25 protein-coding genes are annotated in these 25,032 nt (G+C 50.1%); 4 read left to right on the top strand and 21 right to left on the bottom strand.

What is annotated here, in order from left to right; genetic code table 11:
- Positions 1 to 22 precede the first annotated feature (22 nt).
- The gene (locus tag ABLU67_RS16030; protein WP_223340727.1) at positions 23 to 430 is read left to right on the top strand and encodes a Mov34/MPN/PAD-1 family protein; all 408 of its coding nucleotides are present in this window, start codon (positions 23 to 25) and stop codon (positions 428 to 430) included.
- 957 nt (positions 431 to 1,387) lie between these two features.
- Here ABLU67_RS16030 and ABLU67_RS16025 read toward each other — a convergent pair.
- The gene (locus ABLU67_RS16025) at positions 1,388 to 1,747 is read right to left on the bottom strand and encodes a mCpol domain-containing protein (protein ID WP_001593450.1); all 360 of its coding nucleotides are present in this window, start codon (positions 1,745 to 1,747) and stop codon (positions 1,388 to 1,390) included.
- A gap of 840 nt (positions 1,748 to 2,587) precedes the next feature.
- Here ABLU67_RS16025 and ABLU67_RS16020 point away from each other — a divergent pair.
- The 3 genes from ABLU67_RS16020 (at position 2,588) to ABLU67_RS16010 (ending at position 8,126) form a co-directional block, all read left to right on the top strand.
- A complete protein-coding gene (locus ABLU67_RS16020; protein ID WP_001593449.1) occupies positions 2,588 to 3,535 on the top strand; it encodes a zincin-like metallopeptidase domain-containing protein in 948 nt (315 codons plus the stop codon).
- A gap of 303 nt (positions 3,536 to 3,838) precedes the next feature.
- Positions 3,839 to 4,618 carry a Hachiman antiphage defense system protein HamA gene (locus ABLU67_RS16015; protein ID WP_001593448.1) on the top strand — a complete coding sequence of 260 codons (780 nt, stop codon included), beginning with the start codon at positions 3,839 to 3,841 and terminating at the stop codon, positions 4,616 to 4,618.
- Positions 4,602 to 8,126, top strand: a complete 3,525-nt coding sequence (locus ABLU67_RS16010) for a DEAD/DEAH box helicase (protein ID WP_064375563.1) — start codon at positions 4,602 to 4,604, stop codon at positions 8,124 to 8,126. Before ABLU67_RS16015 ends, ABLU67_RS16010 begins: the two co-directional genes overlap by 17 nt.
- A 60-nt stretch (positions 8,127 to 8,186) precedes the next feature.
- Here the strand turns inward: ABLU67_RS16010 and mobC are convergent, their stop codons facing one another.
- The 20 genes from mobC to ABLU67_RS15910 all read right to left on the bottom strand — a co-directional run bounded on the left by mobC (position 8,187) and on the right by ABLU67_RS15910 (position 24,911).
- On the bottom strand, positions 8,187 to 8,933 hold the full coding sequence (gene mobC / locus ABLU67_RS16005; RefSeq protein WP_001593446.1) for a MobC family replication-relaxation protein: 747 nt from the start codon (positions 8,931 to 8,933) through the stop codon (positions 8,187 to 8,189).
- Between the two features lie 9 nt (positions 8,934 to 8,942).
- On the bottom strand, positions 8,943 to 10,802 hold the full coding sequence (locus tag ABLU67_RS16000; protein ID WP_058683320.1) for a type IV secretion system DNA-binding domain-containing protein: 1,860 nt from the start codon (positions 10,800 to 10,802) through the stop codon (positions 8,943 to 8,945).
- Positions 10,803 to 11,548: 746 nt separating this feature from the next.
- Complete coding sequence (locus tag ABLU67_RS15995) at positions 11,549 to 11,854, bottom strand: hypothetical protein (RefSeq protein WP_064375564.1); 306 nt, start codon at positions 11,852 to 11,854, stop codon at positions 11,549 to 11,551.
- Between the two features lie 18 nt (positions 11,855 to 11,872).
- Positions 11,873 to 12,175: a TrbM/KikA/MpfK family conjugal transfer protein gene (locus tag ABLU67_RS15990; RefSeq protein ID WP_064375565.1), complete on the bottom strand. Its 303-nt coding sequence runs from the start codon at positions 12,173 to 12,175 to the stop codon at positions 11,873 to 11,875.
- Positions 12,176 to 12,224: 49 nt separating this feature from the next.
- The gene (gene virB11 / locus ABLU67_RS15985; protein ID WP_064375566.1) at positions 12,225 to 13,253 is read right to left on the bottom strand and encodes a P-type DNA transfer ATPase VirB11; all 1,029 of its coding nucleotides are present in this window, start codon (positions 13,251 to 13,253) and stop codon (positions 12,225 to 12,227) included.
- A complete protein-coding gene (gene virB10 / locus ABLU67_RS15980; RefSeq protein ID WP_064375567.1) occupies positions 13,243 to 14,547 on the bottom strand; it encodes a VirB10/TraB/TrbI family type IV secretion system protein in 1,305 nt (434 codons plus the stop codon). Before virB10 ends, virB11 begins: the two co-directional genes overlap by 11 nt.
- Positions 14,544 to 15,431: a P-type conjugative transfer protein VirB9 gene (gene virB9, locus ABLU67_RS15975; RefSeq protein WP_064375568.1), complete on the bottom strand. Its 888-nt coding sequence runs from the start codon at positions 15,429 to 15,431 to the stop codon at positions 14,544 to 14,546. Before virB9 ends, virB10 begins: the two co-directional genes overlap by 4 nt.
- The gene (locus tag ABLU67_RS15970; RefSeq protein ID WP_064375569.1) at positions 15,431 to 16,114 is read right to left on the bottom strand and encodes a type IV secretion system protein; all 684 of its coding nucleotides are present in this window, start codon (positions 16,112 to 16,114) and stop codon (positions 15,431 to 15,433) included. Before ABLU67_RS15970 ends, virB9 begins: the two co-directional genes overlap by 1 nt.
- Complete coding sequence (locus ABLU67_RS15965; protein ID WP_024359940.1) at positions 16,107 to 16,247, bottom strand: hypothetical protein; 141 nt, start codon at positions 16,245 to 16,247, stop codon at positions 16,107 to 16,109. Before ABLU67_RS15965 ends, ABLU67_RS15970 begins: the two co-directional genes overlap by 8 nt.
- Positions 16,248 to 16,337: 90 nt before the next feature.
- The gene (locus ABLU67_RS15960) at positions 16,338 to 17,369 is read right to left on the bottom strand and encodes a type IV secretion system protein (protein WP_064375570.1); all 1,032 of its coding nucleotides are present in this window, start codon (positions 17,367 to 17,369) and stop codon (positions 16,338 to 16,340) included.
- Positions 17,370 to 17,441: 72 nt separating this feature from the next.
- Positions 17,442 to 17,717, bottom strand: a complete 276-nt coding sequence (locus ABLU67_RS15955) for an EexN family lipoprotein (RefSeq protein ID WP_064375571.1) — start codon at positions 17,715 to 17,717, stop codon at positions 17,442 to 17,444.
- A gap of 1 nt (position 17,718) precedes the next feature.
- The gene (locus tag ABLU67_RS15950; RefSeq protein WP_064375572.1) at positions 17,719 to 18,447 is read right to left on the bottom strand and encodes a type IV secretion system protein; all 729 of its coding nucleotides are present in this window, start codon (positions 18,445 to 18,447) and stop codon (positions 17,719 to 17,721) included.
- 23 nt (positions 18,448 to 18,470) lie between these two features.
- Positions 18,471 to 21,218 carry a VirB3 family type IV secretion system protein gene (locus ABLU67_RS15945; RefSeq protein WP_064375573.1) on the bottom strand — a complete coding sequence of 916 codons (2,748 nt, stop codon included), beginning with the start codon at positions 21,216 to 21,218 and terminating at the stop codon, positions 18,471 to 18,473.
- 10 nt (positions 21,219 to 21,228) lie between these two features.
- The gene (locus ABLU67_RS15940) at positions 21,229 to 21,507 is read right to left on the bottom strand and encodes a TrbC/VirB2 family protein (protein ID WP_049112398.1); all 279 of its coding nucleotides are present in this window, start codon (positions 21,505 to 21,507) and stop codon (positions 21,229 to 21,231) included.
- Positions 21,507 to 22,154, bottom strand: coding sequence for a lytic transglycosylase domain-containing protein (locus ABLU67_RS15935; protein WP_049112363.1), 648 nt, complete (start codon positions 22,152 to 22,154; stop codon positions 21,507 to 21,509). Before ABLU67_RS15935 ends, ABLU67_RS15940 begins: the two co-directional genes overlap by 1 nt.
- Before the next feature lie 77 nt (positions 22,155 to 22,231).
- Positions 22,232 to 22,453, bottom strand: coding sequence for a hypothetical protein (locus ABLU67_RS15930; RefSeq protein WP_049112361.1), 222 nt, complete (start codon positions 22,451 to 22,453; stop codon positions 22,232 to 22,234).
- 396 nt (positions 22,454 to 22,849) lie between these two features.
- Entirely contained in the window at positions 22,850 to 23,059 is a 210-nt protein-coding gene (locus ABLU67_RS15925; RefSeq protein ID WP_009635174.1) for a TraR/DksA family transcriptional regulator, read from the bottom strand.
- Entirely contained in the window at positions 23,049 to 23,636 is a 588-nt protein-coding gene (locus ABLU67_RS15920; protein ID WP_049112359.1) for a DUF2857 domain-containing protein, read from the bottom strand. Before ABLU67_RS15920 ends, ABLU67_RS15925 begins: the two co-directional genes overlap by 11 nt.
- 14 nt (positions 23,637 to 23,650) lie before the next feature.
- Complete coding sequence (locus ABLU67_RS15915; RefSeq protein ID WP_009635172.1) at positions 23,651 to 23,845, bottom strand: AlpA family transcriptional regulator; 195 nt, start codon at positions 23,843 to 23,845, stop codon at positions 23,651 to 23,653.
- A gap of 139 nt (positions 23,846 to 23,984) precedes the next feature.
- The gene (locus ABLU67_RS15910; RefSeq protein WP_049112358.1) at positions 23,985 to 24,911 is read right to left on the bottom strand and encodes a hypothetical protein; all 927 of its coding nucleotides are present in this window, start codon (positions 24,909 to 24,911) and stop codon (positions 23,985 to 23,987) included.
- Positions 24,912 to 25,032 lie beyond the last annotated feature (121 nt).

Raw genomic sequence — 25,032 nt, 5'->3', positions numbered from 1 at the left:
TTTTGACAATCATGTAGTGGTCATGAGCGAAGTCGTTCGACTGCTCAAGTCATATCGCCAAATGCAATATGTCAGCACAGAAGCTGGAGGGGTTCTGATAGGAGAACGCCGGGGACCTCACATCGTTATTACTCACATTTCGGAACCAGGGCCGGGTGACATCAGGACACGTAATCGGTTTGAAAGAAAAGGTGACCATCATCAGCTGAAAGTAGATGAACTGTTTGAACAGTCAAATGGCTTTCTTGTTTATTTAGGCGAATGGCATACACATCCCGAAGATTTTCCTCAACCGTCTTATACAGACATGAAATCTTGGCTGACTGGACTGATCGCAACAGAGACAATGCTCCTGATTATTGTAGGCAGAAAATCTGAGTGGGTAGGAATAAAAAACGGAAATGATATAAAAAGTATAAGAGAGAAGTAAAAAAATAGATGAAATTGTTGAGTTGCACTCATTTTTCAGATATTAGTCATTTTTAACAGTATAGTTTATGTGTTAAAATAAATTTAATATGATGGCTATTTTGGGGGCATCTAATGGGGAGAGGACGAAAAAAACACCACTCGAATTTCCCTCGCAATTCTTTATAAGTGGAGTCTTCCATAATAATCAGTTTCGATGGAGTATATGAGGTATGCAGGGGTATTTTTCTAGGGAAAATGGCTACTGAAAGGAGTTTTTCCATGATTAATATATCAGTAGCGCGAATTATCCTTCTATTTTAAAAGAACGAACATGGCTGGTTGTGGTAATTAAACATTCCGAAAGTTAATAAAAAGATATATCGGAGTCAGTGTTAAGTGATATTCTTTTTATTGATATTCTCCCCACGGATTTTCTGTCTGTATAATATCGACCGGAAAGTTGGAGCGCATTGTTACTTTCAATTACGTCGAATATAGTCGAGCCAATATACTCGCTCCAACTAGGGTTTTTAGGGGTTGATTTATATACATAATACAATTTGTTGTTATCCAGTTCCTTAGTTGGCGTTGCTTCTAGCGTAACAGATTTAACTGTGGGGCCGTGCATTTCTATCTTTGTTACAAGGAGTGCTTGCTTTATTTTTGCGCGGACTTCAAATTCATCATTTGTTTCTGTGATTATATGTCCAACCCAAATTCCATTTAAGTCAGGATATATGTCTTTCTTGAAAAACCTTATTGTTCCCCATATTAGTCTTGATATCTTTGATGAAAGGAGAAAGAAGTTTATGATAATGGATGCTAATGATGATATTGATAACAATTTGAGCAGGCTTAAGTCAGAAGACAGAACTGTCTTAAAGATCCAAAATGAAAGTATTGTGACAAACAAAGAGATTAGTGATACCGTTTTTAACAACCAGTCAAATCTTATTATTCTAAACATTTCGCACCATTATAATATGTCTTTGTAAATAGAAATCATATTCTTACCGTTGCTTTTAGAATTTAACAGTGCAACATAGGCTTCTCTTAGATTCGCTCCCACACCAGCTGAAAATGTAATTTCGTCAAAGGAATAGGATTTTATCTTATCAAAAACAAAGTTAAGATTGACCTCGTTGTCTGTTTTCGCTGTAACACCATCTGCGGCTTGGAAAATTATCTCAAATCCATTGGATAAAAGCATTTTAGATATTTTTTTTGTGGTATCATTTAATTTGTTGCTTATGTATGTCAACCTCTCTTCTGAGTTGGATAAGTATGATGAGGTTATTTTTCTCCCCACATCATCGCCATCTATCGCTATGTACATATTAACTCCAAACTAACATGGATTATTATCTAAGTGGTTATATTATATCAACCCTGAATGCTTAGTTGCAAATGAATTTATTTACTTAAAAACGTTGCGGTTTAAATTGTATTTATACCCGGCCAAAACGAGGTTTGTATTTTAAATTTTTTTAATTTTAATGGGTTTAATCCTATGTCTTGTTAAATACATCAAGTGTGTTGAGGTTTTATATGTTCAATGTGGCGATTAATTCAATTGTTCTGCTTGTAATCTACACTTAAATGATAATTATTAAATCTTTACACTAAAGATTTCTCATGACATTGGCATTATAATTAAGTGAAATAATATACCTGTTAAGCCCTTTGAGAATGATTCTCCGGTTACGGTGCTGTGGCCATTTCCAAGAAATCTCTCACCCCAGATCTAGGTGGTGGTGGATAGACTGGATGCTGCGTTCAATAATGAGACAGCCCGGCTCCGGTTGTAAGTGATGCCGGAACGAGACAATTAATTTAAGAACAAACCGCCCCCGGTTAGCAGGATCGTCTCGTCCGGCAGGAAAGCATGCTAACACCTACATGAAGTCCCTGTCAGTGCAGGCCCCAGACTCAACACCACCAATTTACTTTTCACCATTGCGAAGTAAGGGGCGCTACGCCCGGCTATGCAGGGGCAGTTTTTCTCCTGTGCGCTTTTCGTTCCTGTATCGGCTTCCTGTTAATCGTTTCCCAACACAACCCGTCCTGCAAGGGTAAATGGCACGCTTGCTGCGCCCTTGCAGGACAGAACGATGCCGGGAAAGCGAACCGTCAGGCGATACGAAGACGAAAAAAACACACTGACGGAGAAAAAATCATGACAATTTCCCTGCATAACCCCCGGACAAGCGCCCCTAACACCGCAGCGGCGACCAGCATATCCCCGCTGGACCCGTCAGGCTCCTCAAAAACGAAATTTTCTAAAACCAGAACGGATATTTATCAGACCGTTACCGACAGCATCATTGCAGCGCTAGAAGCCGGTGTGAAACCTTGGTCATGCCCGTGGCAGCGTGTATCCGGCATGTCTGGTCTGCCATCGAATTACGCCACCAGCATAGCCTACAGCGGTATGAATATCATGTTGCTATGGTGCAGTGCATCAAAACAGGGTTTCAGCGATTCACGCTGGATGACCTACAAACAGGCACAGGCAGCAGGTGGACAGGTTCGCACACGTGAACGTGGCACAACAGCCATTTTCTACACCACCCTGGAGAAGGAAAACGCCGCCGGAGAAGTTGAACATATTCCGATGCTGAAAACCTTTACCGTGTTTAACGTTCAGCAAATCGACGGCCTGGCCCTGACAACTGAAACTGTCAGCCCGGAAGCAACCTTTGACCCGGTGCCGCAGGTTGAGAACCTGTTACGGAAGAGTGGCGCAAACATCATCGAGAAAGGACAAAACGCCTTTTTCAGCCCATCAACAGATGAAGTCTGGCTACCGGAGCGCCATCTGTTTTCAGATGCGGCTAATTTCTACGCTACAGGTCTGCATGAGCTGATTCACTGGAGTGGTGGCAAAAAACGTCTGAACCGTGAAATGAAAGGGAAGTTTGGCAGTGCGGATTATGCAGAGGAAGAACTGATAGCAGAGCTGGGAAGTGCCTTTCTGATGGCTGATCTTGGCATTGAGGGAGAGGTACAACATGAAAGCTATATTGCTTCCTGGCTGAAAGAGCTGAAAAACGACAAGCGTTATATTTTCAAAGCGGTCAGCGCAGCCTCTAAAGCACATCGTTATTTGATGGACAAAATCTGAGCCGCAAGGTCTCAGGGCCGCAAAGGAGTGTGGCTTTCCGTGCTGGGATAGGCTTAACCGGTAACGCTGTAGAGGTATGAGTGAGACGGAGCGGAGTCGGAACGAGCACCGAACAATCATACCTCTACAGCGGAATAGTGCATTCTATGCGTTGATTATGGTGTCTGGCATTAGAACTTCTTTTAAATCTGAGAGTTGAAGCTCTGAAGTTATGTTGATCGGACGGTTGACAATAAGATATTCTGGTGTTTCTCCCTCCTTGGTTCCGTACTACCAAAAAGAAGACCATATAGAGGAATTAGTATGGCAAATTTCGAGGACTGGTGTGATTCGACAGAGCGTAATATCAGCGACCATTATTTGCAGTCAATAACGGCCAGGGATGCCGAGTGTATGTTCGGCGTTCAGGTTATGGCCGCGCTAATACCTGAACACTATGCGTCACCAAGAAATATCGCTAACGCATTTGAAGCTCTAGGTAAACCGGGGCTGGCGGCATACATTGCTGGAAAATTGCCTGAAACGAAACAGATTCGTTCCGGTGATTTGGGTGAGATATTTGCAACTGAATGGATAAATGCACGTAGCAATGGCTATAAAACGCCTATAAAAAGATTGCGCTGGAAAGATCATCGCAATATGTCGATGCGTGGTGAGGACGTCATTGGTATTTACATAGATCAGTCTTCTCAACAACTTTTTTTCCTTAAAACCGAAGCGAAAAGTCGCGCCAAAATGACGGGAGAGGTGGTTTCTGAAGCCCGTGATAACTTGAATAAAGAGCAAGGGCTGCCATCTTCACATGCCCTAATGTTCATAGCAGATCGCCTGAATGAACAGGGTGAGGAGCTTTTGGCTAAAGCGATCTTAAATGCAACGCTTCGGCAAGGAATTGTTCCAGGATGCGTCCGGCATCTTATCTTTCTATTATCGGGCAACTCTTCAGAAACTATGCTGACCACTTCAATTGAAAAGTATACAGGTCAAAATAATCAGTGGGGTGTTTGTCTAAGAATTGCTCGCCATGGTGAGTTTATTGCCGCAACTTTTGAAAAGGTGATTAGCGATGCCAGCAACAGCTGATGAAATTATCGAAGCTATTAAGGAAGCTTCAGCTGTAGGTTTTCGCGGGCGCCTGATTGCACGCGGGCAAGCCCGGTCGGTGATCTGGCGAGACGGTGACTTGCCGCCGGATGCACCGGAGTTTAGCGCACTGCTCAGTCAGGACCTTCAAGGCTATGCTTATGCCCTAATCGATCTCGGCCTTCGTCTTCGAGAACTTAATGGAGACGACGCCTATGCGCGAATTGCTTTTGAACAGGCCGGAACCGCACTCGAGTCGGCTATTGCTAAAGGAAAACGAGACAGCCGGGATACAGATTTTCACTTCGTAATGGCTGCTGCAAGCTATCACCTTGCGCATCTTTCAGCACGAGCCTATTCGTTACTCGCAATGGTTGGTCAGGATGATAATTTTTCACCAATAGAGAGGGCTCTTACACAACTGATCCGGCGTGATTTGCGTACTCTGCGCGATAATGCGTTGGGCTTTCGGCTCAGAGGTGATGGCAGTGACGTGAAAATTACTGAAATCCTCCAGGCTCGCCTAAACTTGCCGCAAGACGAGAACGGTGACAGTGAGTCAGAGGAGGACATCCTTTTTGATGGGCTTGATTTGGCACTGACTGACGCCTATATGTCGGCCATTTCTCTCTACCTTCTCGCTGTAGAAAGGGGAGAATCACGTTTGCTTTCCAGGGCTATTGAAAAATTAAGAATTAGTCTAAGTATATGTGCTCAGTTTAATATGCTACCCCAGTGGTGGCTAAACTTTATTACCATTCATCTGTTATCTGACCTTTGGTCAGATACATTCCATGAAAGATTGCCACTGGTTCCAGTTGGTGGTGACGCTGCTGAATGGCCCGTGCTTCGGGAACTGTTTATTGCACTGCTTCAAAGACGACCTCGAGCCGAAATTGATCTCTGGCCATCGCAGAGAGAGGCCGCCGGACGCTCTGTTAATGACAATGACGATTTGGTTGTTTCGTTGCCAACCAGCGCTGGAAAAACTCGTATTGCTGAATTGTGTATTCTTCGCTGTCTGGCGGGTGGCAAGCGTGTTGTTTTCATCACCCCGCTTCGTGCGCTTTCTGCACAAACAGAAGCCACTCTCTCCAGAACATTTGGGCCGCTTGGGAAAACAATATCAATGCTGTATGGAAGCATTGGCGTAAGTGGTATGGATGAGGATGCAATTCGCCAGCGTGACATCGTCGTCGCCACGCCTGAAAAACTTGACTTTGCTCTCCGGAATGACCCGTCAATTATTAATGATGTAGGACTTTTTATTTTTGATGAGGGGCACATGATTGGGGCCGATGAACGAGAGGTTCGGTATGAAGTTCAAATTCAACGGCTGTTGCGCAGACAGGATGCCGATACGCGCAGAATTGTCTGCCTCTCGGCAATTCTACCTGATGGTGAGCAACTCGATGATTTTGCCGGTTGGCTCCGTCGTGACAAGCCCGGAGGACCAATCAAAAATAATTGGCGACCGACCCGCTTGCAGTTTGGCGAGGTCATATGGTCCGCTCCAGCAGGTCGGCTTAATCTCAGCGTCGGTTATGAGGCGGCTTGGGTATCGCGTTTTATCGTCAGCAGACAACCGCCAAAGGTTAAATTACCTAATAAAAAGCAGCGAACAAAAATGTTTCCCTCTGATAACAAGGAGCTCTGCTTAGCGACAGCCTGGCGTCTAATTGAAGATGGACAGACCGTACTTATCTACTGCCCACTTCGCCGGAGCGTCGAACCGTTTGCCGAGACAATTGTCGATCTGCATCAGCGCGGACTACTGCCATCTTTATTTGATGCTGCCCCGGACATTCTGGATACGGCTATCTCGCTGGGAGAAGAATGGTTGGGGGCACACAGCCCGATACTTGCCTGCCTACGGTTGGGCGTGGCTCTTCATCATGGCGCATTGCCTACGGCTTACCGCAAAGAAATCGAACGTTTGCTGCGAGATGGGGTACTTAAAGTGACGATCTCATCACCGACGCTAGCACAAGGTCTTAATCTTTCGGCAACAGCTATCGTCATGCATTCTCTTCATCGGAATCGCGAGCTTATCAAAGTGTCCGAGTTCAGAAACGTCATAGGCAGAGCAGGGCGCGCATATGTAGATGTTGAAGGGCTGGTGATTTATCCAATATTCGATAAATTAAATAAACGCCAGACTAACTGGCATACCCTCACATCTGACACGGGGGCCCGTGAGATGGAGAGCGGACTAATACAGCTTGTCTGTGTGTTATTGATTCGCATGCATACACGGCTTGGTGGGGATTTAAAAGCACTCACTGAATATGTGACCAACAACGCCGTAGCGTGGGAATTTCCAGAAATTATGACCGAATCTCCGCAAGAAAGAGATATTGCGCAGGCCATCTGGGAAAAACAACTTTCAACGCTTGATACTGCTATTCTGAGCCTTCTTGGTGAGAATGATATCCCGGATGACCAGATTGAAACTGCTCTTGATGACATTCTTCAGTCTTCACTTTGGCAACGCAGTTTGCAGCGTTATAGGGATGAGAATGAACGGATTTTGCTGAAATCGGGACTCCTGTCCCGCAGCCGCTACATCTGGCAGCGCTCAACGGCATCAGGGCGCCGGGGGTATTTCCTGTCGGGGGTAGGACTTACAACCGGGCTACGACTTGATGCTATTGCCGCTAAGGCCAACCAACTATTGATTGATGCGAATGCGGCTATAATGGGCGGTGATGCCGAAGAGGCAATTGCTGCTATCACGGCGCTCGCTGAAGAGGTCTTTATCTTCTATCCGTTTATACCCGATCCATTGCCTGGCGACTGGAGAGGTATTTTACGTTCCTGGCTATTGGGTGAACCCATGACTAACGTCGCGAATACGCAGGCGTCTGAAACGCTTCAATTCGTCGAGAATGGGCTGGTGTATCGACTTCCGTGGGCAATGGAGGCTATTAGGGTACGTGCAACAGCTAATGGAGACCTCATAGGTGCTACAGATACCACGCTAGACGATTATGAGTTAGGTTTTGCGGTTGCTGCTGTTGAAACAGGTACCTTGAGCCGTTCGTCTTCACTGCTTATTCAGGCGGGTTTTAGCTCTAGGCTTGCAGCCATAAAAGTGGTTACAGACACTACTGCCGATTTTCAATCCGGCCAGGAGCTTAGAAGGTGGCTGAACTCTGAAGAAGTGATAAGCCGCACGGATAATCATGACTGGCCTACACCTGAAACCAGAGTGATGTGGCTGGAATTCTTGGGTAGTCTCAGCCCCAAAGGCAGCCAGGTTTGGAGTCGTCATCGTTATAACGGAATGGTGGACTGGAGAGATACTCCGGCAGTGATCGGCACACCATTGCAGCTTTACACTGTTGATGGTATTCATCACGTACTGGCTGATGATGGCACTCCTCTGGGAAGTATAAATGGCAGAATTAACACAAACAGAAGAGGTCTTCTTAGAGTTGAGGTGGATGATGAGAATGGTCGTGCCATGTTCGATTATTTAGGACCGGACGACTTTATTTCTACCTGATTTCTGGTTCGAGCGACTTATGATTGGTGCATGCATCTAGCGTAATCGGTGAGACCGTAGCTATATATTGTTATCCAAGTTGAGCCGTTGCAACTCGTCGAGCGTGTAGACGCGGAAGACATTCCGGTGGCGGGTTTCCAGCGGGATGTGTTGATGGTTAACGATAACGTGTCTGATGCTGTCAAACAGCCGTTCAAGGCCGCGCTTTTTCTGCGGGTCCGGCACGATATAAAAAACGTAAATCCAGTCTTTCCGGGTCCGGGCCAGTAAATGGCTTGCGATGATTGACTGGTAGCGAGCTCTGGTTTTCAGACGGCGCTCGGTCTCAATGGCGATCACGGTTCCGCAAGGGAGAGTGATCAGCCCGTCTGGCCGGTGATTGACCTGATAACGGCTGAGGAAGGTCGTGCGATCGCCGTTTATCCAGCCGGACGCGCCTTTTTGCTCAAGGATGATCCGTGCCGCCTGATTATCAAGGTGATGTTCCAGCGTCCAGCCGGTAATCTTTGAAGGCTCAAATCGTGCGGGGAAAAGCGCATCGTCGGGGGTTAACACAACGGCCAGTCCGTCACTGGTTATGCCCCACAATGAAATTTTTATTGTGCGTGATACCAGGACATGCTTTTGTATTAACCCCATTCTCTCGACTTTTGAAAGAAGGGTATAAAGCGATTTATGATCCCGGAAACCAAATAGCAGTATCAGCGTTTTAAAATCGCTGTAGGTTTCTTCTTTCAGGAAGTTCAGCAGTTGTTTTATTTTTTCTCTGTTGCGTGTCTGGCGTTCTTGATATGTCGAAATCAGCATAACCGCTCCTTAAAAATCCAGCGGGGACAGGTCTTTTTCATCATCAGGTTTTGGCTTTGTCGGTTTTACTTCGCTTTTGTCGAAGAAAAGAGCCGGGTGCGATGCCATCACATCCAGCGCGGTTGGTTTATCATCGTCGCCAAAATCCAGTGCGATCTTCACCGGTGCCGCCGCTGCGGCAATATCAGGGGAAACAGAAAAGGTTTTTAACCGGCGCTTTCTGACCTTTATCGGTGAAATCAGGGAGGCAGAAGGTAGCGTTGTTGTCGTAAAGATAAAACTGACAAAATCAGGCAGGTTCAGGATCATATTGCTGTCAATAAAAAAACGCTCGGCCTGGCGGATTGTGCGCTCACTGTCGATGGTTTCAGTGAGCATATTATCCGTCTTAGCCTTACGGAGTTCGTCATCCACCAGAATCGTTCCTGACATTCTCGCTATCCAGTCTGCTGTATCCGGATCCATAACCCGGTAAACCAGTTTAAATTTGGCATTTTCAACGACCGCACCGACAACGGCGTCGCCTTTCAAATCTGCCGGGCAGTCTTTTAAATCGGCAATGGACTGGTGATCCATAATAATATGCACGCCTTTATCCCGAGCCGCGCCTAAACCTTCCAGCGCTGGCCTGGATAAATGGTATTTCAGTTCGGAAAGATAAATAGCAATGGGGCGGGGTACGTCTGTTACACGTTCGCGCCTTTCTGCTAACTGGTAAAGGCGAACCAGCAGCATACGCTGAGCGGTAATGATTTTGCTGTTTCGCATGGAGCCGATAACATAACAGCAGCCACCTTCATCAAATATTTTTTTGAGTGAAAAACCCTCCGGTGAATTAATGGCATTGAGTAATGCCAGCTCCTCAATCTTGCCAAAAAATGCTTTGATTTTTTCGGCAATACCCTGAACGTAATCACCGTTATAAACATCCCGGATTGTTGTCGATGGATTATCGCTGACAAATTGTGCGGCCATACGGGCGGCTTTCCGGTCGTCGATCCGATAAAAGTCAGATTCCTGACCTTTTTCCGCCAGACTGAAACCTGCAACGAACAATTCTTCCAGTTCATCTGGCGTAATATCTTCAATCAGGTTTAGCTGGTATTGCTGTTTTCGCAGGTCAATTAAGGCAAAGGGTTTTCCTGCATCCTCGCAGGCTTTCCGATAAAGGTGTGGAGCCCATTCATCATCCTTGGGGTCCATAACAAACACACCTTCACCGGCCAGAATACTTTGATAAAGCAATATGCCGGTGGCAACACCTTTCCCAGCTCCAGTGGTGCCGATAATATCCGCGTGTTGTTTCTGCCAGTCTTTTAACGGGAGATACATTGGTTCGTTCTCCCTGTCCATGCCAGTAAAAATGCCTTTATTCAGGTCAATATAATCCAGCGGATCATAATGCAGTGTTTCCGGCAGCAGGGACTTTACGGTGCGGACATCGGTGCGCAATTCGCGTTCAAGGGTAGTTTTTTTAACAAGATGTTTCTTTATTTTGTCCAGTTCCGGCGTGAATACCCGGCGAAGCATAATATGAAAAATAATTCCGGTTACAGTGAAAGCAATCCGTACTGACCAGACCAGTACCGTATTATCACTGGTGAGTCTGGTCTTATACAGCCACTGGAAGGATCCGATAACTATCGGGGCCAGTGTGCCAGAGAGAAAACACAGCAGGGAAAAAGCGATAATCAACCTTTTCCATAACGGGGCTTTCTGCCGTTCATCGCTTTTCATTGATGCAAAAAACGGCATCGTCAGCCCCGCTAATAATGCCAGCACCAGTTGTTTCTGTTGCACAAAAGCCAGCACCGCCAGCATCCCGTTCACTATCGGGGACAGTGAAGCGGTAAGCTTATTTAAAATCATCATGCCTCCTTCGTCAGCGATTCGCCCCATGACATCGCCCCATCAATTCGCCCCACGGTGTCGGGCGAAAAGACGGGGCGAGCGTATGGGGTAAAGAAGGTGGCCGCTGTGCGGCCGTGTACCGGAAAGCATGCTTCCCTGCACGAAACGGCGTGCGCCAGTACATGCGGGCTGGACGCCCTTATTGCCTGTCGCATGGGGGTAATGTCGCGGCTGGACGCCACGCCAAAACCCCCAGGGTCAAAGGCGGCACACCGTCGCACGCTACGCGCGACCACCCCCTTTAAGACGGTCGCTTTCGCCTTTTTCTTCCCTTTGCTCGTTCCTCGCAGCGGGAATAAAAGGGAAGCTGACCTTTAAAGAGGGTGGTCGCGCCACGCTACCGGCTTTTGGCCGGAGACTTAGCCGCGACGGTGTGCGGGGCTATGCCCCCCAAATAAAGCGCTGTCGTGGGCGACAGCTTTTCGCTCGCTGGGGCGGCGAAATTTATTCGGCTCCCCCCGGCCGACAAAATCCGCGTGGGCGCGGCTGTTTGCCGGTGAGGCTCGGTGCCTGAACTATTTTCGCTCCTTAACCCGCGAAAATAATTCTGTCCGCTGCCTCATTTTTACGGACCGCATTTCTTCACTCCTTAATCCGCGAAAAATGTGGGGCCGTAAAAACCTGAAAACCACCACGCCTTAAGCCTGATTCGGCTGAAATGTTTTGGCGCTATAGGGGACCTGCTAATAAAATTAAGGCAGGGGTTAATATTGGCTCTCGCGGATTTCTCTGATGATGTTGGAATAACACTGACGACTTTCTTTAATGCTGGTTTCATTCAGCGTAAATCCTCGCCGGTTAGCTTCTTCTATCAGCGTTATTTTGTCAGTGGCGTTCAGCGTTTGCAGTAATTGCAATAACCGGCAGACAACCCGGTAGTGATAAATTTCATAATAAAGGCCGCATCCGCGCATCGCCTCATTTTCAATATGCTCAATAACACAGGCTGCGCGCATGGAATCCCCGCGCTGATGTGTCCCGGGATGCTGAATAAAACCCGGTTTTGTCATTATGACTACCTCCGTTCATTAACCATGCATGCGGCCAAATTTATTGATAATCTGGCTGATAATTGCCGGGTCTGCCGAATCACACTCAAGTAAGAACGATTTTCTGGCATCGGCAGTGTGGTCCGGCAGAAAACCGTGCTTGTTCTTTTTGATGATATTAAAGAATGCACGTTCAGCAGAATGGCATTCATTGCCGCCGCCGTTCCCGGTGGTTTTACCGTACATGCATAACACCACTTCACAGGCGTCAGCGGCCATGACGGAGGTTGAATATGACGCCATAATGCAGAGTAATAATGCGGAAAATATTGCTTTTTTCATTTCGGTCACCTTCATATTTAAACGAGGGTTGCGTAATTCGATAAGTTATTTATTGAAGCCCTTTACTGAATACACCTCTCATGTCATTGAGATGAAGGGGTTTAAAATAAACATCACTCATCCGGCGTATGTCACCGTGAATATCAATGCTGACTATCACATCAACGCTCTTAAGCACCTTGCGTAACAGCACGTCGAAAGGCATGTTCCGGCAGTCGGGGTTTTCATAGCAGCGGTCAATTAACCCTTCAATACATTCTTCCGGGCTGCCCGCATGCAGGGAGGTCATCAATCCCTCATGCCCGGAACCGACGATTTTCAGCGCATCCCAGGCTTCTTGTCCGCGAATTTCTGCCAGTAACATCCGGTCAGGGTTCATACGATAATTGGCGCGTATCAGTCTGCCGGGCGTGATAATGGCATTATCCCCGGCATCCGCCGGATAAAAGAGATGGACATAATTGGTGTGGTGATAGAACCGGATTTCGGGATTATCCTCGATGGTGGTCAGCCTGAGGTGCCGGGGAATAGAGTGCAGCAGCGTTTTCATATAGGTGGTTTTACCGGAGCCGGTTTCACCGACGATAAAAATCGTCTTGCCGTATTCCACCGCTTTTTCCATAAAGCGGGGCATATCCTCACTCTGATAATAGCGGGTCAGTTCAACATCTTTGCCTTCCGTTCGCTCCTTACCGGTCACCCGGTTATAAAATCCCGCATCAATCCATGACTGATGTGTTTTCTGCCCAAATGCGGGCTTGCGCAGCGTAATAGACACGGTGTTACGCTCACAGGCCGGGGGAATAATGGCCTGAATGCGCTCGCCTGATTCAAGCGTGGCAGAAAGGATCGGCGAGGTGTCGTCGATATTATCTTCCTGCCAGGACGCCAGCGCTCTGGCAAAGGCGTAACACTGACGCAGCGTAATCGGGGCTTCATGTCTTCGCCATTTCCCCCGGATTTTGGTATGCAGTTCACCCGGCCGGTTAACGGCAATTTCCGTCAGGCCGTCCTGCGCAATAAACTCACCAAACAGCTGGTTTTTCATAAAATCCAGCGACAGGTTTTCAGCGTTCATACCACCTCTTTTTCAGTCGCAGCCGCCAGACGGATGAGAAATCAATATCGGTGCCGGTCATGATGCCAATGACATCACCCTGATTCAGATACAGGGTGGGCGGGATATTGATGCTGTTATCCAGCGTCGTTTTCGCCATTTCCGCCGTGGCGGCGCGGGTGTTTTCGGTGTAGTCGGTATTGCGGTCTTTCCCCGGGGCAGCATCCGACGCCGCCGCTGCCACGTCCTGCACCGTACTGAGCATCAGGGCATTGCCGAAGCGCTCCCAGAAGTGATTGTCGATCCAGCCTGAGATCCCCGCCTCGCCGAGCGGGCCGCTGGCCTGCGTGTTGCTGAGCGGGATTTGCAGGCTGCCGGGCTCAGGCGTGCGCAGCTCCGTCCACAGTACAAACATCCGGCTGCGTCCGTGTTGCAGCGCCCCGGTGCGGTAGATGCCACGGGCGATCGTTCCCGCCGGGATCAGCGTTACATGGTTGCTGGCGCTGTAAACATCTTCACTGATCAGGCAGGAAATATGCCCCCCGACATCGGACACGAAGCGCCACATCATCGAACACGGGATATAGCGGTCCACCGGGATATAGAGATCAGGATCGAGACCCAGTCGTCTGACGCCGGTGACACGGGCGACGCCCGGATTGTCGTTGTTACCCGATTCCGGCGCGGCAGTCTCCGGGCAGCGAAGGCTGCCATCCTTTCCCCTGGTCAGTACTGATGGACAGGATGTGTACGTTGTGGATGATGACCCACTGTCGGATGTTTCTGCGTGGCTGCGCGTTTCACCCGGGGACGTGTGTGCATTATCGCCCGGCATTGTTCGGGCGTTGTTCACCCCGTCAGCCAGCGCGGCTGCCTTGTTCAGGGCGGGTGGGGCCGGTGGCAGGGTGGGTGCGGAGGAGACGGTCTGGCTGAGAGGGTCTGTTCCGTCCTGTGTGTGCGGCCCGAACAGGCCAAACGGGTTACTGTCCATCCCCAGATTTTGACGCTCATGAAGCGTCTTCCCGGCGGAGGGCGGCGGCGCGGTGTTGGCTTCTTTCTCATTACCCCCTTTCAATGCACTGAAAAGACGATCGCCGCCGGATGCCAGGGCGATCACCAGAGTCAGACTCAGCAGGCTGACGATCAGCGTGCGGCGACCGGATACCTTACGAAAACGGGTCACTTCCGGCTGGCCGGGGGATGTTCTCTGCTCCGGTTCCTGATACGCCATTGCCGCACGGGCGCGTTCGCGGGCTTCCGCTTCCCGTTCTGCGGTGGTTTTTTCCGGTTCGTCCGGGACAGGTTTATCGGTCATTTCGCCTCCAGCGTAACGGACGGTGAAACAGTGTCGCTACGGGTTATCGGGATGCGCCCGAATCCGTCGTTTTCGATCCCCACCACCGAGGTGCCGTAACGCAACACCAGTTGTGGCGCTGCCGGCACCACCATCACGGTGTAATTACCCTGCTTAACCGTCCGGGGCGTGACTGCCTGCTCCCGTCCGTTAACCACCCGGAAAAAGGAAGGCAGGGTTCTGATGGGGGAAAAACCGATATAAGCAAAACGACCATCATCCCAGGCAAAATCCGGTGCGATGGAGGCGGAACCCGCGGCTACCCGTTTGGTGTAGCGCCAGTTGCGTGGCGTGCTGGCCTGTCCGAATGCCGACGCTATCTGCTGCTTCTCCTGTCTTTCCCGCTGCTGCGTCTGACGCGCGGCGCTGGCGGCGGCAGATTGCTGGCGAGCCTCGGTCGGATAGTGGAAACGGATAACGAACGCCTGCGCGGGGGAATCGTGGTCCAGCACGTTCAGCTCCAGGCTGTAATCACGCTTTGAGGTCACCACGAAGAGGTTGGTCTTCCAGTCCTTTGCCGTGGGCAGGAACACCTGGCTGACGTTGTTGCCGCTGGCGTCCGTCACCGGCTGGGTGATGGGGTTCGGGCTGACGCCGACCCGGTTATCACTTTTCGTCACCGTCCAGCCTTTTGGAAAACCCGCTTGCGCATCAATCACAGCTTCACCGTCGTCGAACAGCAGCGTGGTGACGTAGCCAGGGCGGGTATTCACCACGGTGGCGTTCTGGCTGTTATACGATACGTTCTGCATCCGGCTGTCATAGGCGCTGCCGCGCGGGGTGGCGGCGCTCCATGTCGCGCATGACGCCAGTAAGCCGGTCAGGAGCAGGATGTTTTTCAGCATCATTCGTTCCTCAGTTCTTTATCGCGCTGGTAGCTGGTGACGATAAAGCCCAGCGGGTTCACTTCACGCTGACTGTCCGTCAGTTGCTGATGCGGGACATACCGGTAAGTGAGGCGGATATTCCAGAAGTCCGTTTTCACTGAATTATCAGTAATACGGCGAAGGGTGCGCTTAATACGCAGTGTTGCCAGGTTATCCGGTCCGGTGGCAGGCGCATGCACATTAGAAATAATGTCGATATAGACGACATATTCGGCTTTATTAAAAATAACGTCCGGAGCCTGGTCGCCGTTAAACCCGTCCAGATAATCCCGGTTCACGCTGTCGCTGTTAAATAACTGTATGTCGTCGTAATCACGCTGGAGGGAGAAATAATTATATCCCTCACGGAGTCTGACATAGTGTGCCGCCAGTGAATGGGCCAGCGCTTTTTCAGACGCAATATCCCGCTCTTTAATGCGGGTCATATACTCATAACGACCGGTCTGCTTGTTCACCGACCACAATTCAATGTCAGTGGTTTTCAGCGGCAGCAGAATAATCATGGCCGTGATCGTCAGTGCAGCCAGAATCAGCCCGGCAGCGGCCACCCGCCAGGCGGTTTTGCGGGAACGCTCTTCCTTTTCCAGCAGGATGGATTCAAAAGAGCGCGAGACATTAATGATGCGCTGAATATCAGACATGGTGAGTCAGCTCCTGAATGATGGCGGGGGAATTCACCGGCTGGGGATCGCCGGACACCGGCGGGAGGTCGCCCTGATGCTGCGCGCAGCCCGTAAGCGCGCACAACACCAAAAACAAGATGCTGAATTTCATGGAAGCCTCTTATCGGATTAATGCAGGAAGGCCGCACCGCTGGCTGAGGCCACGGCGTGACGGGGAAATGAGATTAACGGTCGGGAGGAATTAACGGTGACGCTGCTGGTTCTGGCGTTTCATGCTGTCAATGGCGGTGGCACGTTTCTGCCAGGCGCTCACGGTTTTGCCCGCCCCTGCGGCAATGAATCTGCCGGTTGTCGCGGCTGCGGCCATGCCACCTTTGGCGGTCAGTCGGCCCCCGGCCTTTATGCCGGGTCCGGCGACGTCGGCAGATTTGCTCGCCAGCCCGCGCAGTCCGCTCATGGCTGCACCCTGTAACACTGCCTGCACGGCGGCACCGCTCAGCGCAGTGGCTATTTTCGCTGAAAAATACACCACGACGCCTGCGGCAATCCCGGCCAGCAAACATTGCGCCGCCAGGGTCACCATATTGCTTTCAGCAGACGTTGCTGTGGCGGCATCCAGTATTTTATTCAGGTAGTTGATGGCGATCCGGACAGACAGGGCAGAGAACATGATCGTTAAGATTGCGGTAAATAGTGTTTTCAGCCAGTTATCAAACATGGGTTTAAGAAAACCGTACAGCAGGCAGAAAATAAAGAGTGGGGCGGTGGTGGTCATTAACAGAATGGTGATTTCGGCGAGCAGGTTGACAAAGGTTGCAGCCAGTAACAGAACGATTGCTCCGCCCCAGACCAGCACCTCGGCAAAACCGCCATTCACTTTAACGTAGGTGGAGGTATCGAGATTAAACAGCGTTTGCCCCAGCGCTTGTGCCTTTTCCCACACCGTGTCGAGCAGCGCCCAGACATTATCATCGCCACTGATGCCGTCCTTAAGCCCTTCAATGGCCGCAATGATGGCATTTAGCCAGCCCTCGCGGTTTAAAACAAAGGTAGTAATAAGCAACATACGACCCACATCCCAGACAACATCCTCAACCGGTGTCTGGAGTTTACCGCCCAGCGTCTGATACCCGCGATACGTAATAAACAGGGTGAAAGAACTGACGATAATCACACTGATTAGGGTGCCGTAGGTAGAAGACTGACCTTCTAACACGGCATTGAGTCCATCCATGATGTTTTTGTCCATACCAACAAAAATACCACCGGACATGGTGCCTCTCATTAGTCAGGAACAGACAGGGGATAAAAACAGGGAGGGTCCCTGTTTTTGTTGGCGGGGTTCTTACTGAGTTACGGATTTTCTTTTTTGGGCTTCCTGCTGAAACAGCGTCTCGAATTTTTCCCTGATGCCGGGTTTGCCTGTCTGGGCAAACATGAGTGCTGCCCGGTGCGCAAACTCGCAGTTGTCGCTTGCCTCGCCATCCGTGAGGCATTGCGTATAGACCTTATAGGTTTCATCGGGATGTTCTTTATACCAGGCTTCTGATTTCGTCTCTTTACAACCTGATAAAACGAGAATGCCTGACATGACGCATAAGGTTAATACGGGTTTTAACATGTTAACCTCCCTGTAGAGAGTTCAGATCGGCAACGGGCGCAGTTAATTGCTGTTGCTCAAAGGCTTTCTGTTTTTGCTGTTCCAGCAGCGTTGTTCGCTGTTCAGCCTGTTTGACTGACATTTCCCACTGGCCGGTCAGCGCATTTAATTGTACGCTTTTGGCCGCGATGGCGTTAGCCAGGTCCTGTGACTCTTTCGAATCCTGCGCATTAGCAATGCGGTCTGATAAATCCGATATATCGTCGAGCGTGCCCGTGATCTTGTTTTCAACCTCGGACGTATTTTCTATCGCTACGGCCTGATTCAGGATCATCTGTTTGCAGCTGTCCAGATAGCGTTGTGAAGCGCTGGACGGGTTACAGGTATCGAACGTTTTATATTTGTTATACAAGCTATTCAGTTCAGACGAATATGACCCGCTCTGGTTGCTCAGCAGGTCATCCAGTGAAATACCGTTTTGACGAAGATTTTCAATATCGGTGTTCAGGCTTTTGGCCTCGCGGAGAAATGCCTGAACGTCACGCACGCCCGTTGCCGTGGCTAATTGCTGCTTGTAGGCATCAAGTTCACTTCTGTAGTGGGTGACGGTTTCCTGCCACTGCTGGAGTTTCTGGATCCACTGATTCATGGATTCGGTATTCTGTACGGCGTCGAATACCGGTATTCCGGCACTCATCGCCTGGTTGGAAATAAACAGTGATAATGCCAGTATGATATCTCTGAACCGCATTTTTATTACCTCCGTCATGAATATTACAGGGCTTGTTCAAGGAAGGTGGCTTTCCAGTCATCAGGCTGCATTCCTTCCAGATACAGGGTGTCGAACAGCTTCAGGTTGTCTTCGCTGCCGCTGAGCATTTTGGTAAGTTTCCCGAGGCCCGATAAATCCATTTTCGCCATCGCCACAAAAGGCCGGGTTTCACCCGCGCGTAACGGCGTTTTCAGGACCACCATAGAGCGCTCCCCCGGATCGAGGTTTCTGACGATGTCGTACACGCTTTCCGGCACTTTCATCTTTTCCACGTAATCCTCCCGGCTGGCCTTCGGGTTGGCGAGAAAAATCTGCGTGCTGCACTGCTCGATAATCGCCGGGGCAATCGGGTGCTTGACGATTTCGTCAGGCGACTGCGTGGCGGGGACGAAGATGCCGTTCAGTTTGCGGATCACTTTCAGCATATTGAGCGAGAAGCGGGAGAATTCGACATCGGCCAGCCATTTCCAGAACTCGTCCATGAACATCACCAGCCGGCGACCGTCCAGCAGGCTGGTGACGCGGTAAAGCAGATAAAACGTGATGGGGCCGCGAATGTCGTCATCATCGAGAAATTCCGTACCGTCGATACCAAAATTTTCGACGTCGCTGATATTGAAGGTGTCCTCCTCATTGTCGAATACCCAGCCGAACTCGCCGCCCTGCGCCCACTGTTTAAGGCGAATACGCAGCCCGTTGATGCGGGCGTCGGGGGTTGGCGGCTCCGGCAGGACTTCCAGCAGCCGGGTGATACCGAACTTGCGGTATTCCGGCGGGTAGTCGAGCATAATGGTATCTACGGCGGCACTGATGCGCTCCTCATCGCGCGGATCGAGCGGCTTGCCGTTGCGGCCGCATAGCATGCGCACCAGTCGTTTGATAAAGCTGATATTCCGCCGGGTCGGCGCAAGCTTAAACGGGTTAAATCCGGTGGGCGTGCCGGTACGGATACGGAAGTAGCGTCCGCCCATCTGGCGTATCGCCATCTCCGCCGCCCGGTCCTTGTCGAAATACACGGTGGTTAGCTGCTTACGGGGGGCTGATTCAGAGAACGTCGCCGGATTGCGGTACTTCTGCATCAGTTGCTGCATCATGGTCATCAGCATCGTTTTCCCTGAGCCGGTTTTACCGATAATCGCCGTATTACCCGGCGTTTTTTCGTTGAAGTCATCCCGCCCGCTCTGGCTGTCGTGCAGGTTCAGGTAATACCCGCCACCGCCGGGGGATTTCAGTATCCCGATGGCGTCACCCCAGGGATTGCCGTTTCGTTTGTGAGGATGAAAATTGTGCAGGCTCGCCAGGTCGGCAAAGTTCTGGCTGCTGACGGCCACCAGACGGGGGCGCAGCGTATACACCCCCGGCAGTTGCGCCAGGTACGCGGCGGGCAGCGACAGCGTGGACAGCGTCGTCATGATGCCGAGGTCGGCGAAGGGCTGCGCCAGCACGTTGGTGTCCTTGACCACCTGGTCGGCGCTGTCTGAAGATACCAGCAGGGAAAAGTGGTACTTTCCGCAGGACACATGCCCGGACTGGAGCAGGTCACGCAGGACAATCAGCTCTTCGCGCTGCGAAATGGCGTCGTCATCCGCCGAATTCAGGCGCTTTTCCGCCAGGCGAATATGCTTCTGCGCCTCATCGCGGGCCATGCAGGTGAAGGACTGCGTCAGCACATACTCGCTTTCGGCATACAGCAGCGCGTCCAGCAGGCCGGTCGCGGTCTCCGGCGAATAATCTTTGATTTCCAGACTGCGGAAAAAACGCGCGCCGCCGACCGTCTGGCACTCGGCGGTGTCAGTGGTAAAAAAGACATCCGACGTGCTTAATGTTTCATAAAACGGCGCACGCGTGACCGCCACCTTTTGCCACTTGCCGGTGAGCAGGCGGTGATAAAAGGACAGCTGGGCGGAATACACCCTCCCGTTGCCTTCATACATCCCCAGTGGCGTCGCCGTATAGCGGGACAGCGCCGAAGCCAGCGCATCCCGGTGTTCCAGCATCACTTTCAGGGCATCATCCAGCACCGTTTTGCGTTTACCTGACGGCTGTGCCTTCATGGCCTTTTTCTCCAGCGGAGAGAAGGGCGCATAGCAGAGGGTGAAAAACAGCCGGTGCCGCCAGAACGGCTTTTCGCTGATCGGCTGGGAATACAGCCGGGTCACTTCATCAGAAAAGGGAATACCTGAATTTGCATCAAAGGCATCGTGGTATTTTTCCCGGATACGGTGAAGATAGAAAGTGACTGGCAGGCCTTCATATGCACGAATCACGTTATTGAGATGCGTCGCCATTAACGTCAGGTGATGTTCGTCCTCGCATTCAAAAACGGTGCCCTCCAGCTCCCAGCTGGCAACCAAATCACCCTGGCGGTTTCTGATGACGTGCGGGTGAATATGGGAGGAATACGGAATGTATTTCTCCAGCGTAACGCGCTCGTTTAACTTCATCTTTTCAATAAACTCCGAAATGTCGACAGCGCCATAGCGGTTTGCCAGCAGGGCATTGGCACCAAAATGTTTATTGGTGCCAAACCTGCCACGGGTTTTAAAGGCCAGCCAGAGCAGCCCGAAATAGTGAATATCGGTTCTGGCCTTTGCCTTCATCTCCAGCCAGGCCGGAATAAGCAGTAATATCAGGTAATAGCTGACATAGACCGCCAGCAGGACGATGGCCCCGCTGACCATCACGAACGGCACGAGGGGAATGCCGGCTATGGCGGCAGGCCGCGTCAGCGCTTTGTTCAGCGTAGCCATCGTTACCTCCTTATGACGCCCAGTAGGCACCGAAACCTGACGCACCGACGATAAGGATGGCGCCAATGATGACGTTGCGCACGTCATGGAGGCTCTTGCCGTCAAACAAGACTTTGTATCCTACCCACATGGTGGCAAGCGTGATGGTGACGGCGGCCAGTCCGAGCAGGCCTGTGGAAGTGTTACTCAGCGTCTCATTGGCTTTATTAAATCCGCTGTCTGCTGCCAGCACCGGGCTTGCCATTAACAAGGAAGAGAGGACGGGCCAGTCATACTCTTTTCTTTTCATCATTGTTCCTCCTGGGGGCCGGGAATGGGTAACGCGCCGCGTATCACGGCATTGGGGTAGCGCAGGGATGCCAGTACTGGCGTGGCGTTATCGGTAAGCTCGCCACGCATGACGGCGGTGGGGTAATGGATTTCCGGCATGAGCTTTTCGGCGGGAGGTCGCTGCCGGTCTTCCTGCGTCGACGGCACGGCGTAGCCGATGCGCTGGATGTAGCTGGTGTGGTTAAACGCGGATTCCGGCTGTTGGCCGGTCGTGAAATTTCCTGAGTAGTAGCAACTGAGCGCACGCTTGAGGGAACCGCCGCGGCGGTAGCAGTCGGTGAGGATGCGCTCAAAAACGGACAGGTTGGTACAGGGGTTAAGAAGGTCACGGGCACTCACGCGGTAATGACGGAAATTGGTGCTGGTGATTTGCATCAGCCCGACCGAATAACGTCGGCCCTGTGCCGCCAGCCGTCCGGTTAGACTGACGGCCTCATCCTTGCTTGTGGGGAAATGTGAAGTCACGCCTTTGCCACCGGGCAGAATTTCAGCGATGGCATACGGATTCAAACCGGATTCGACCCGCGCCACATCAAGTGCCGTCGACGGGTGAACGCTGGCGGCGCACTGCATGGCCGCCGCCAGAAATACGGTGGTGGAAAGCATGGTGGCCTCGGAATGGTAAACCGGGCAACGCGTACCGCCATCAGACGGCACAGGGCCGGGAAAAGAGGGAAGGTCGGTTAAATGGGCTGAGTATCCTGTGTCGCGTCGCCGTCATCCCTGGGCTCAAGGAGCACTAACTTGCCGGAAACGGCAATGCCGGGTGTCAGTACCACGTTCAGGCCGGGTTTACCGTGATGGGCAAAAGCCACGCCGACTTTCGTCCACCAGGTGTTTTTTTCACCCTGCGGGTCGGGCTGACTTTCATGGGTGACAAATACCTGATAAATGGGTTTTCGCATGTGGCCTCCTCTACTAAAAACAAGGATGAGTTAAAGAAATGTCACATCCCAATTCTGCATTCCGGTTTTAACGGGTCAGCGAGAACATTCAGCGGCACCCTGAATTGTGGTTTCGTGACAGCCCGAACCTTATTTTTAAAGAGCAACGCCTGATTCAGGCAAATTTACGTCAATACGGGTAACTATTATGTAATGACGCTTTCAGGATCAGATATCCGGGGCGGTATATAAACGATAAATTCAAAGTTAAAATGAGAGAGATAAATTAGCGGTAGAAGCGGATAAGCTTTGGGGTAAATAAAAGGAAGTGAAATAGTTAATAAAGACGACTGTGGATTTATAGTTAATGATAGAGACATGCAGGGGAAATATTCCTGCATGTCTCTGTGACCATTATTAACGTCTTCGGCGTTCAAGTTTTTCCTGACATTCCGTGCAGGTGGTTATGCCCGGAAGTGCCTGCCGTCGCTTTTCAGGAATGGGCTTACCGCATACACGACAATGGAATAATGATGGCGTAGACCCTGGCTTAAAACGACTCTGTTCAATCATATCCTCCAGTCGTTGCTCATTAAATTCCTGATCGCGGTCAATCTCATCTGGCATGGGCGGCCCTCCGGTCTGACGCCTCCTGTTCGCAAAGTGCGATACGCTTCCAGACGATGGTCAGTGACAACCCTTCGACTTTCGGCAGCAGGGTTTGCGTTACCTGCATCATGGCGGCCAACGCATCGGTCGATTCCAGGTTGGCCACCCGGCATTGTTGCCATTGCCGCCAGATGGCCGCATCCGTCTCTTCGTCCGGCTCTGGCGTCCGGCCATAAGGCACACGGACGCCCAGTAAGCGGCGGCGAAGGCAAACTTCGTTGGAGGTGAGGCCAAAATACTTGTTGAGTAGCGCAATTGACCCACCCAGCCGGATAGCGTGGTTGATACGTTGCTGCTGCAGAACCTCCTCACGGGATTTCGCCAGAAGCAGGTGTAACGCGTCGTGATGAACCGTCACAGCCAAAAACTGCGCAGACTCCCGACTGATGATAAACAGCTCGTCTAGTGATAATTGGTTGAGGGCATTCATTTCGTCGAAAGTGAATCCTAGCGATTCACAGTAACGAATGTTGCCATCCTTCAATGCATGCAGGGCATCGGTTAATACGGCGTAATTCAGTGACGGGATAATCATGGTATTTTCTCCCTTCAGCCTATTGAGCGGCGGACTAATTTAATATTGATCCATTCGTCAATTTCCGATTCGAGCCAGGCGACACTGGCCGGGCCAATCTTGATTGAGCGGGGGAAGGTGCCGTCTTTCATATACAGATAGATTTGAGAGCGCTTCAGGCCCGTTTTTTCCTCAACCTGTTTCAGACGTAATAACTGATGAGATGTCACGGTATTCTCCTGTGGCAGATATAGCGCTAGCCGGGAGAACACACGACAACACAAAGTCGTGGTGTGGCGAAAGCTGATGAGTCCGTATTACGGAAAATACAATCCTTAATACGGACTTACACTGCAAAGGGACATCATCTTACTTTTGTGCCGATATGGAAGAGGGCGAGCCGCGCTCAAGCGCTGTCTTCAGCGTGTCGCCACTGAATCGATCAGTAATGCCTTCCTCAGATGCCCATTGTTCAAAAATGGACAATAATTTATACGGTTGCATGATTAACGGACTGATAGTTTCATTATTTTTGCAGGCAAGCCAGAAGAGGCGTGATAGAGGGGTGGATATCCGAGTTGGAGACGGTTGAAGTATTTCTTTTTCGATCGGTTTGTTGATCAACTTATCAAGTTCACTTTTTCTGAGGACAAAGCAGGCATCACTCGGTAATTCATGCATAGGAAAATAATATTTATGCGAATCTTTCTTTGTAGCGTTTAGTATTATATCTTCGTAATCATCTGATGAAATATCTTTAGGTAGCCTTTTTACGTGTCGTTCGATTCTTTCATGCCATGTCATCTTTTCGAAAAGTTGAAACGATTCCCCCAATAAACAGACGGTAATACCATAATTATTCGACTTTGCTCCTGTTACAGGTGATGGTATCTTTAATGAATGTGCAAGTAAACGCTGTATAAGGACATATTCATAGCCGAGTAATGTTGTGTCAATGACTCTTTGTACAGGGTGGATATATCTTCCTTCAGTACTGAAAGTTAAATTGTTCTCGTTGACAAAGGAACTTTCGGCAGGCATGAATGATTTCATCGTTGACGAATTTTCTATTGGTCTTAGCTTTAATTTATGATTTCGTGATTTAATTTTCCTCAATATTACTGGGGATTGAAAATATATTGAAAACCGAATTTTCCCTTGCAGAGCAAATCGATAAAAATCACTTTTTCTTATTTTACACCCATTCAATGCATTGAGAAGTCTTACCGCCTCCCTTATAGTTATCCAGTCTGGAATTCCATCTCTAATGTTTAGGCAAGTTGGATTGTCTGACATAATACATCTCCTTTCACACAATGATATTGCTGATGAATTTCGCTGTGTTTTTGAAAGATGTTTAAAATTCTGATTGATATGAAATAGATCAGAATGATATGGGCTGATTTTATAAAATAAA

The sequence above is a fragment of the Klebsiella sp. GN_Kp190 genome, assembly GCF_040061795.1.
Classification (GTDB): Bacteria; Pseudomonadota; Gammaproteobacteria; order Enterobacterales; family Enterobacteriaceae; genus Klebsiella; species Klebsiella michiganensis.
Note: the sequence above shows the minus strand (reverse complement) of the source record. Positions and strands in the feature narration are given on the sequence as shown.

Bases quoted from the DNA above. Each gene is read 5' to 3' on its own strand.
- ABLU67_RS15930 (WP_049112361.1), bottom strand. From the start codon at position 22,453: ATGCGAAAACCCATTTATCAGGTATTTGTCACCCATGAAAGTCAGCCC.
- ABLU67_RS16030 (WP_223340727.1), top strand. From the start codon at position 23: ATGAGCGAAGTCGTTCGACTGCTCAAGTCATATCGCCAAATGCAATAT.
- ABLU67_RS15960 (WP_064375570.1), bottom strand. From the start codon at position 17,369: ATGTCCGGTGGTATTTTTGTTGGTATGGACAAAAACATCATGGATGGA.
- ABLU67_RS15965 (WP_024359940.1), bottom strand. From the start codon at position 16,247: ATGAAATTCAGCATCTTGTTTTTGGTGTTGTGCGCGCTTACGGGCTGC.
- ABLU67_RS15910 (WP_049112358.1), bottom strand. From the start codon at position 24,911: ATGTCAGACAATCCAACTTGCCTAAACATTAGAGATGGAATTCCAGAC.
- virB11 (WP_064375566.1), bottom strand. From the start codon at position 13,253: ATGAACGCTGAAAACCTGTCGCTGGATTTTATGAAAAACCAGCTGTTT.
- ABLU67_RS15940 (WP_049112398.1), bottom strand. From the start codon at position 21,507: ATGAAAAGAAAAGAGTATGACTGGCCCGTCCTCTCTTCCTTGTTAATG.
- ABLU67_RS15950 (WP_064375572.1), bottom strand. From the start codon at position 18,447: ATGCGGTTCAGAGATATCATACTGGCATTATCACTGTTTATTTCCAAC.
- ABLU67_RS16010 (WP_064375563.1), top strand. From the start codon at position 4,602: ATGCCAGCAACAGCTGATGAAATTATCGAAGCTATTAAGGAAGCTTCA.
- mobC (WP_001593446.1), bottom strand. From the start codon at position 8,933: ATGCTGATTTCGACATATCAAGAACGCCAGACACGCAACAGAGAAAAA.
- ABLU67_RS15995 (WP_064375564.1), bottom strand. From the start codon at position 11,854: ATGACAAAACCGGGTTTTATTCAGCATCCCGGGACACATCAGCGCGGG.
- ABLU67_RS16015 (WP_001593448.1), top strand. From the start codon at position 3,839: ATGGCAAATTTCGAGGACTGGTGTGATTCGACAGAGCGTAATATCAGC.
- ABLU67_RS15990 (WP_064375565.1), bottom strand. From the start codon at position 12,175: ATGAAAAAAGCAATATTTTCCGCATTATTACTCTGCATTATGGCGTCA.
- ABLU67_RS15945 (WP_064375573.1), bottom strand. From the start codon at position 21,218: ATGGCTACGCTGAACAAAGCGCTGACGCGGCCTGCCGCCATAGCCGGC.
- ABLU67_RS15920 (WP_049112359.1), bottom strand. From the start codon at position 23,636: ATGATTATCCCGTCACTGAATTACGCCGTATTAACCGATGCCCTGCAT.
- ABLU67_RS15935 (WP_049112363.1), bottom strand. From the start codon at position 22,154: ATGCTTTCCACCACCGTATTTCTGGCGGCGGCCATGCAGTGCGCCGCC.
- ABLU67_RS16020 (WP_001593449.1), top strand. From the start codon at position 2,588: ATGACAATTTCCCTGCATAACCCCCGGACAAGCGCCCCTAACACCGCA.
- virB10 (WP_064375567.1), bottom strand. From the start codon at position 14,547: ATGACCGATAAACCTGTCCCGGACGAACCGGAAAAAACCACCGCAGAA.
- ABLU67_RS15970 (WP_064375569.1), bottom strand. From the start codon at position 16,114: ATGTCTGATATTCAGCGCATCATTAATGTCTCGCGCTCTTTTGAATCC.
- ABLU67_RS15925 (WP_009635174.1), bottom strand. From the start codon at position 23,059: ATGCCAGATGAGATTGACCGCGATCAGGAATTTAATGAGCAACGACTG.
- ABLU67_RS16025 (WP_001593450.1), bottom strand. From the start codon at position 1,747: ATGTACATAGCGATAGATGGCGATGATGTGGGGAGAAAAATAACCTCA.
- ABLU67_RS15955 (WP_064375571.1), bottom strand. From the start codon at position 17,717: ATGTTAAAACCCGTATTAACCTTATGCGTCATGTCAGGCATTCTCGTT.
- virB9 (WP_064375568.1), bottom strand. From the start codon at position 15,431: ATGCTGAAAAACATCCTGCTCCTGACCGGCTTACTGGCGTCATGCGCG.
- ABLU67_RS16000 (WP_058683320.1), bottom strand. From the start codon at position 10,802: ATGATTTTAAATAAGCTTACCGCTTCACTGTCCCCGATAGTGAACGGG.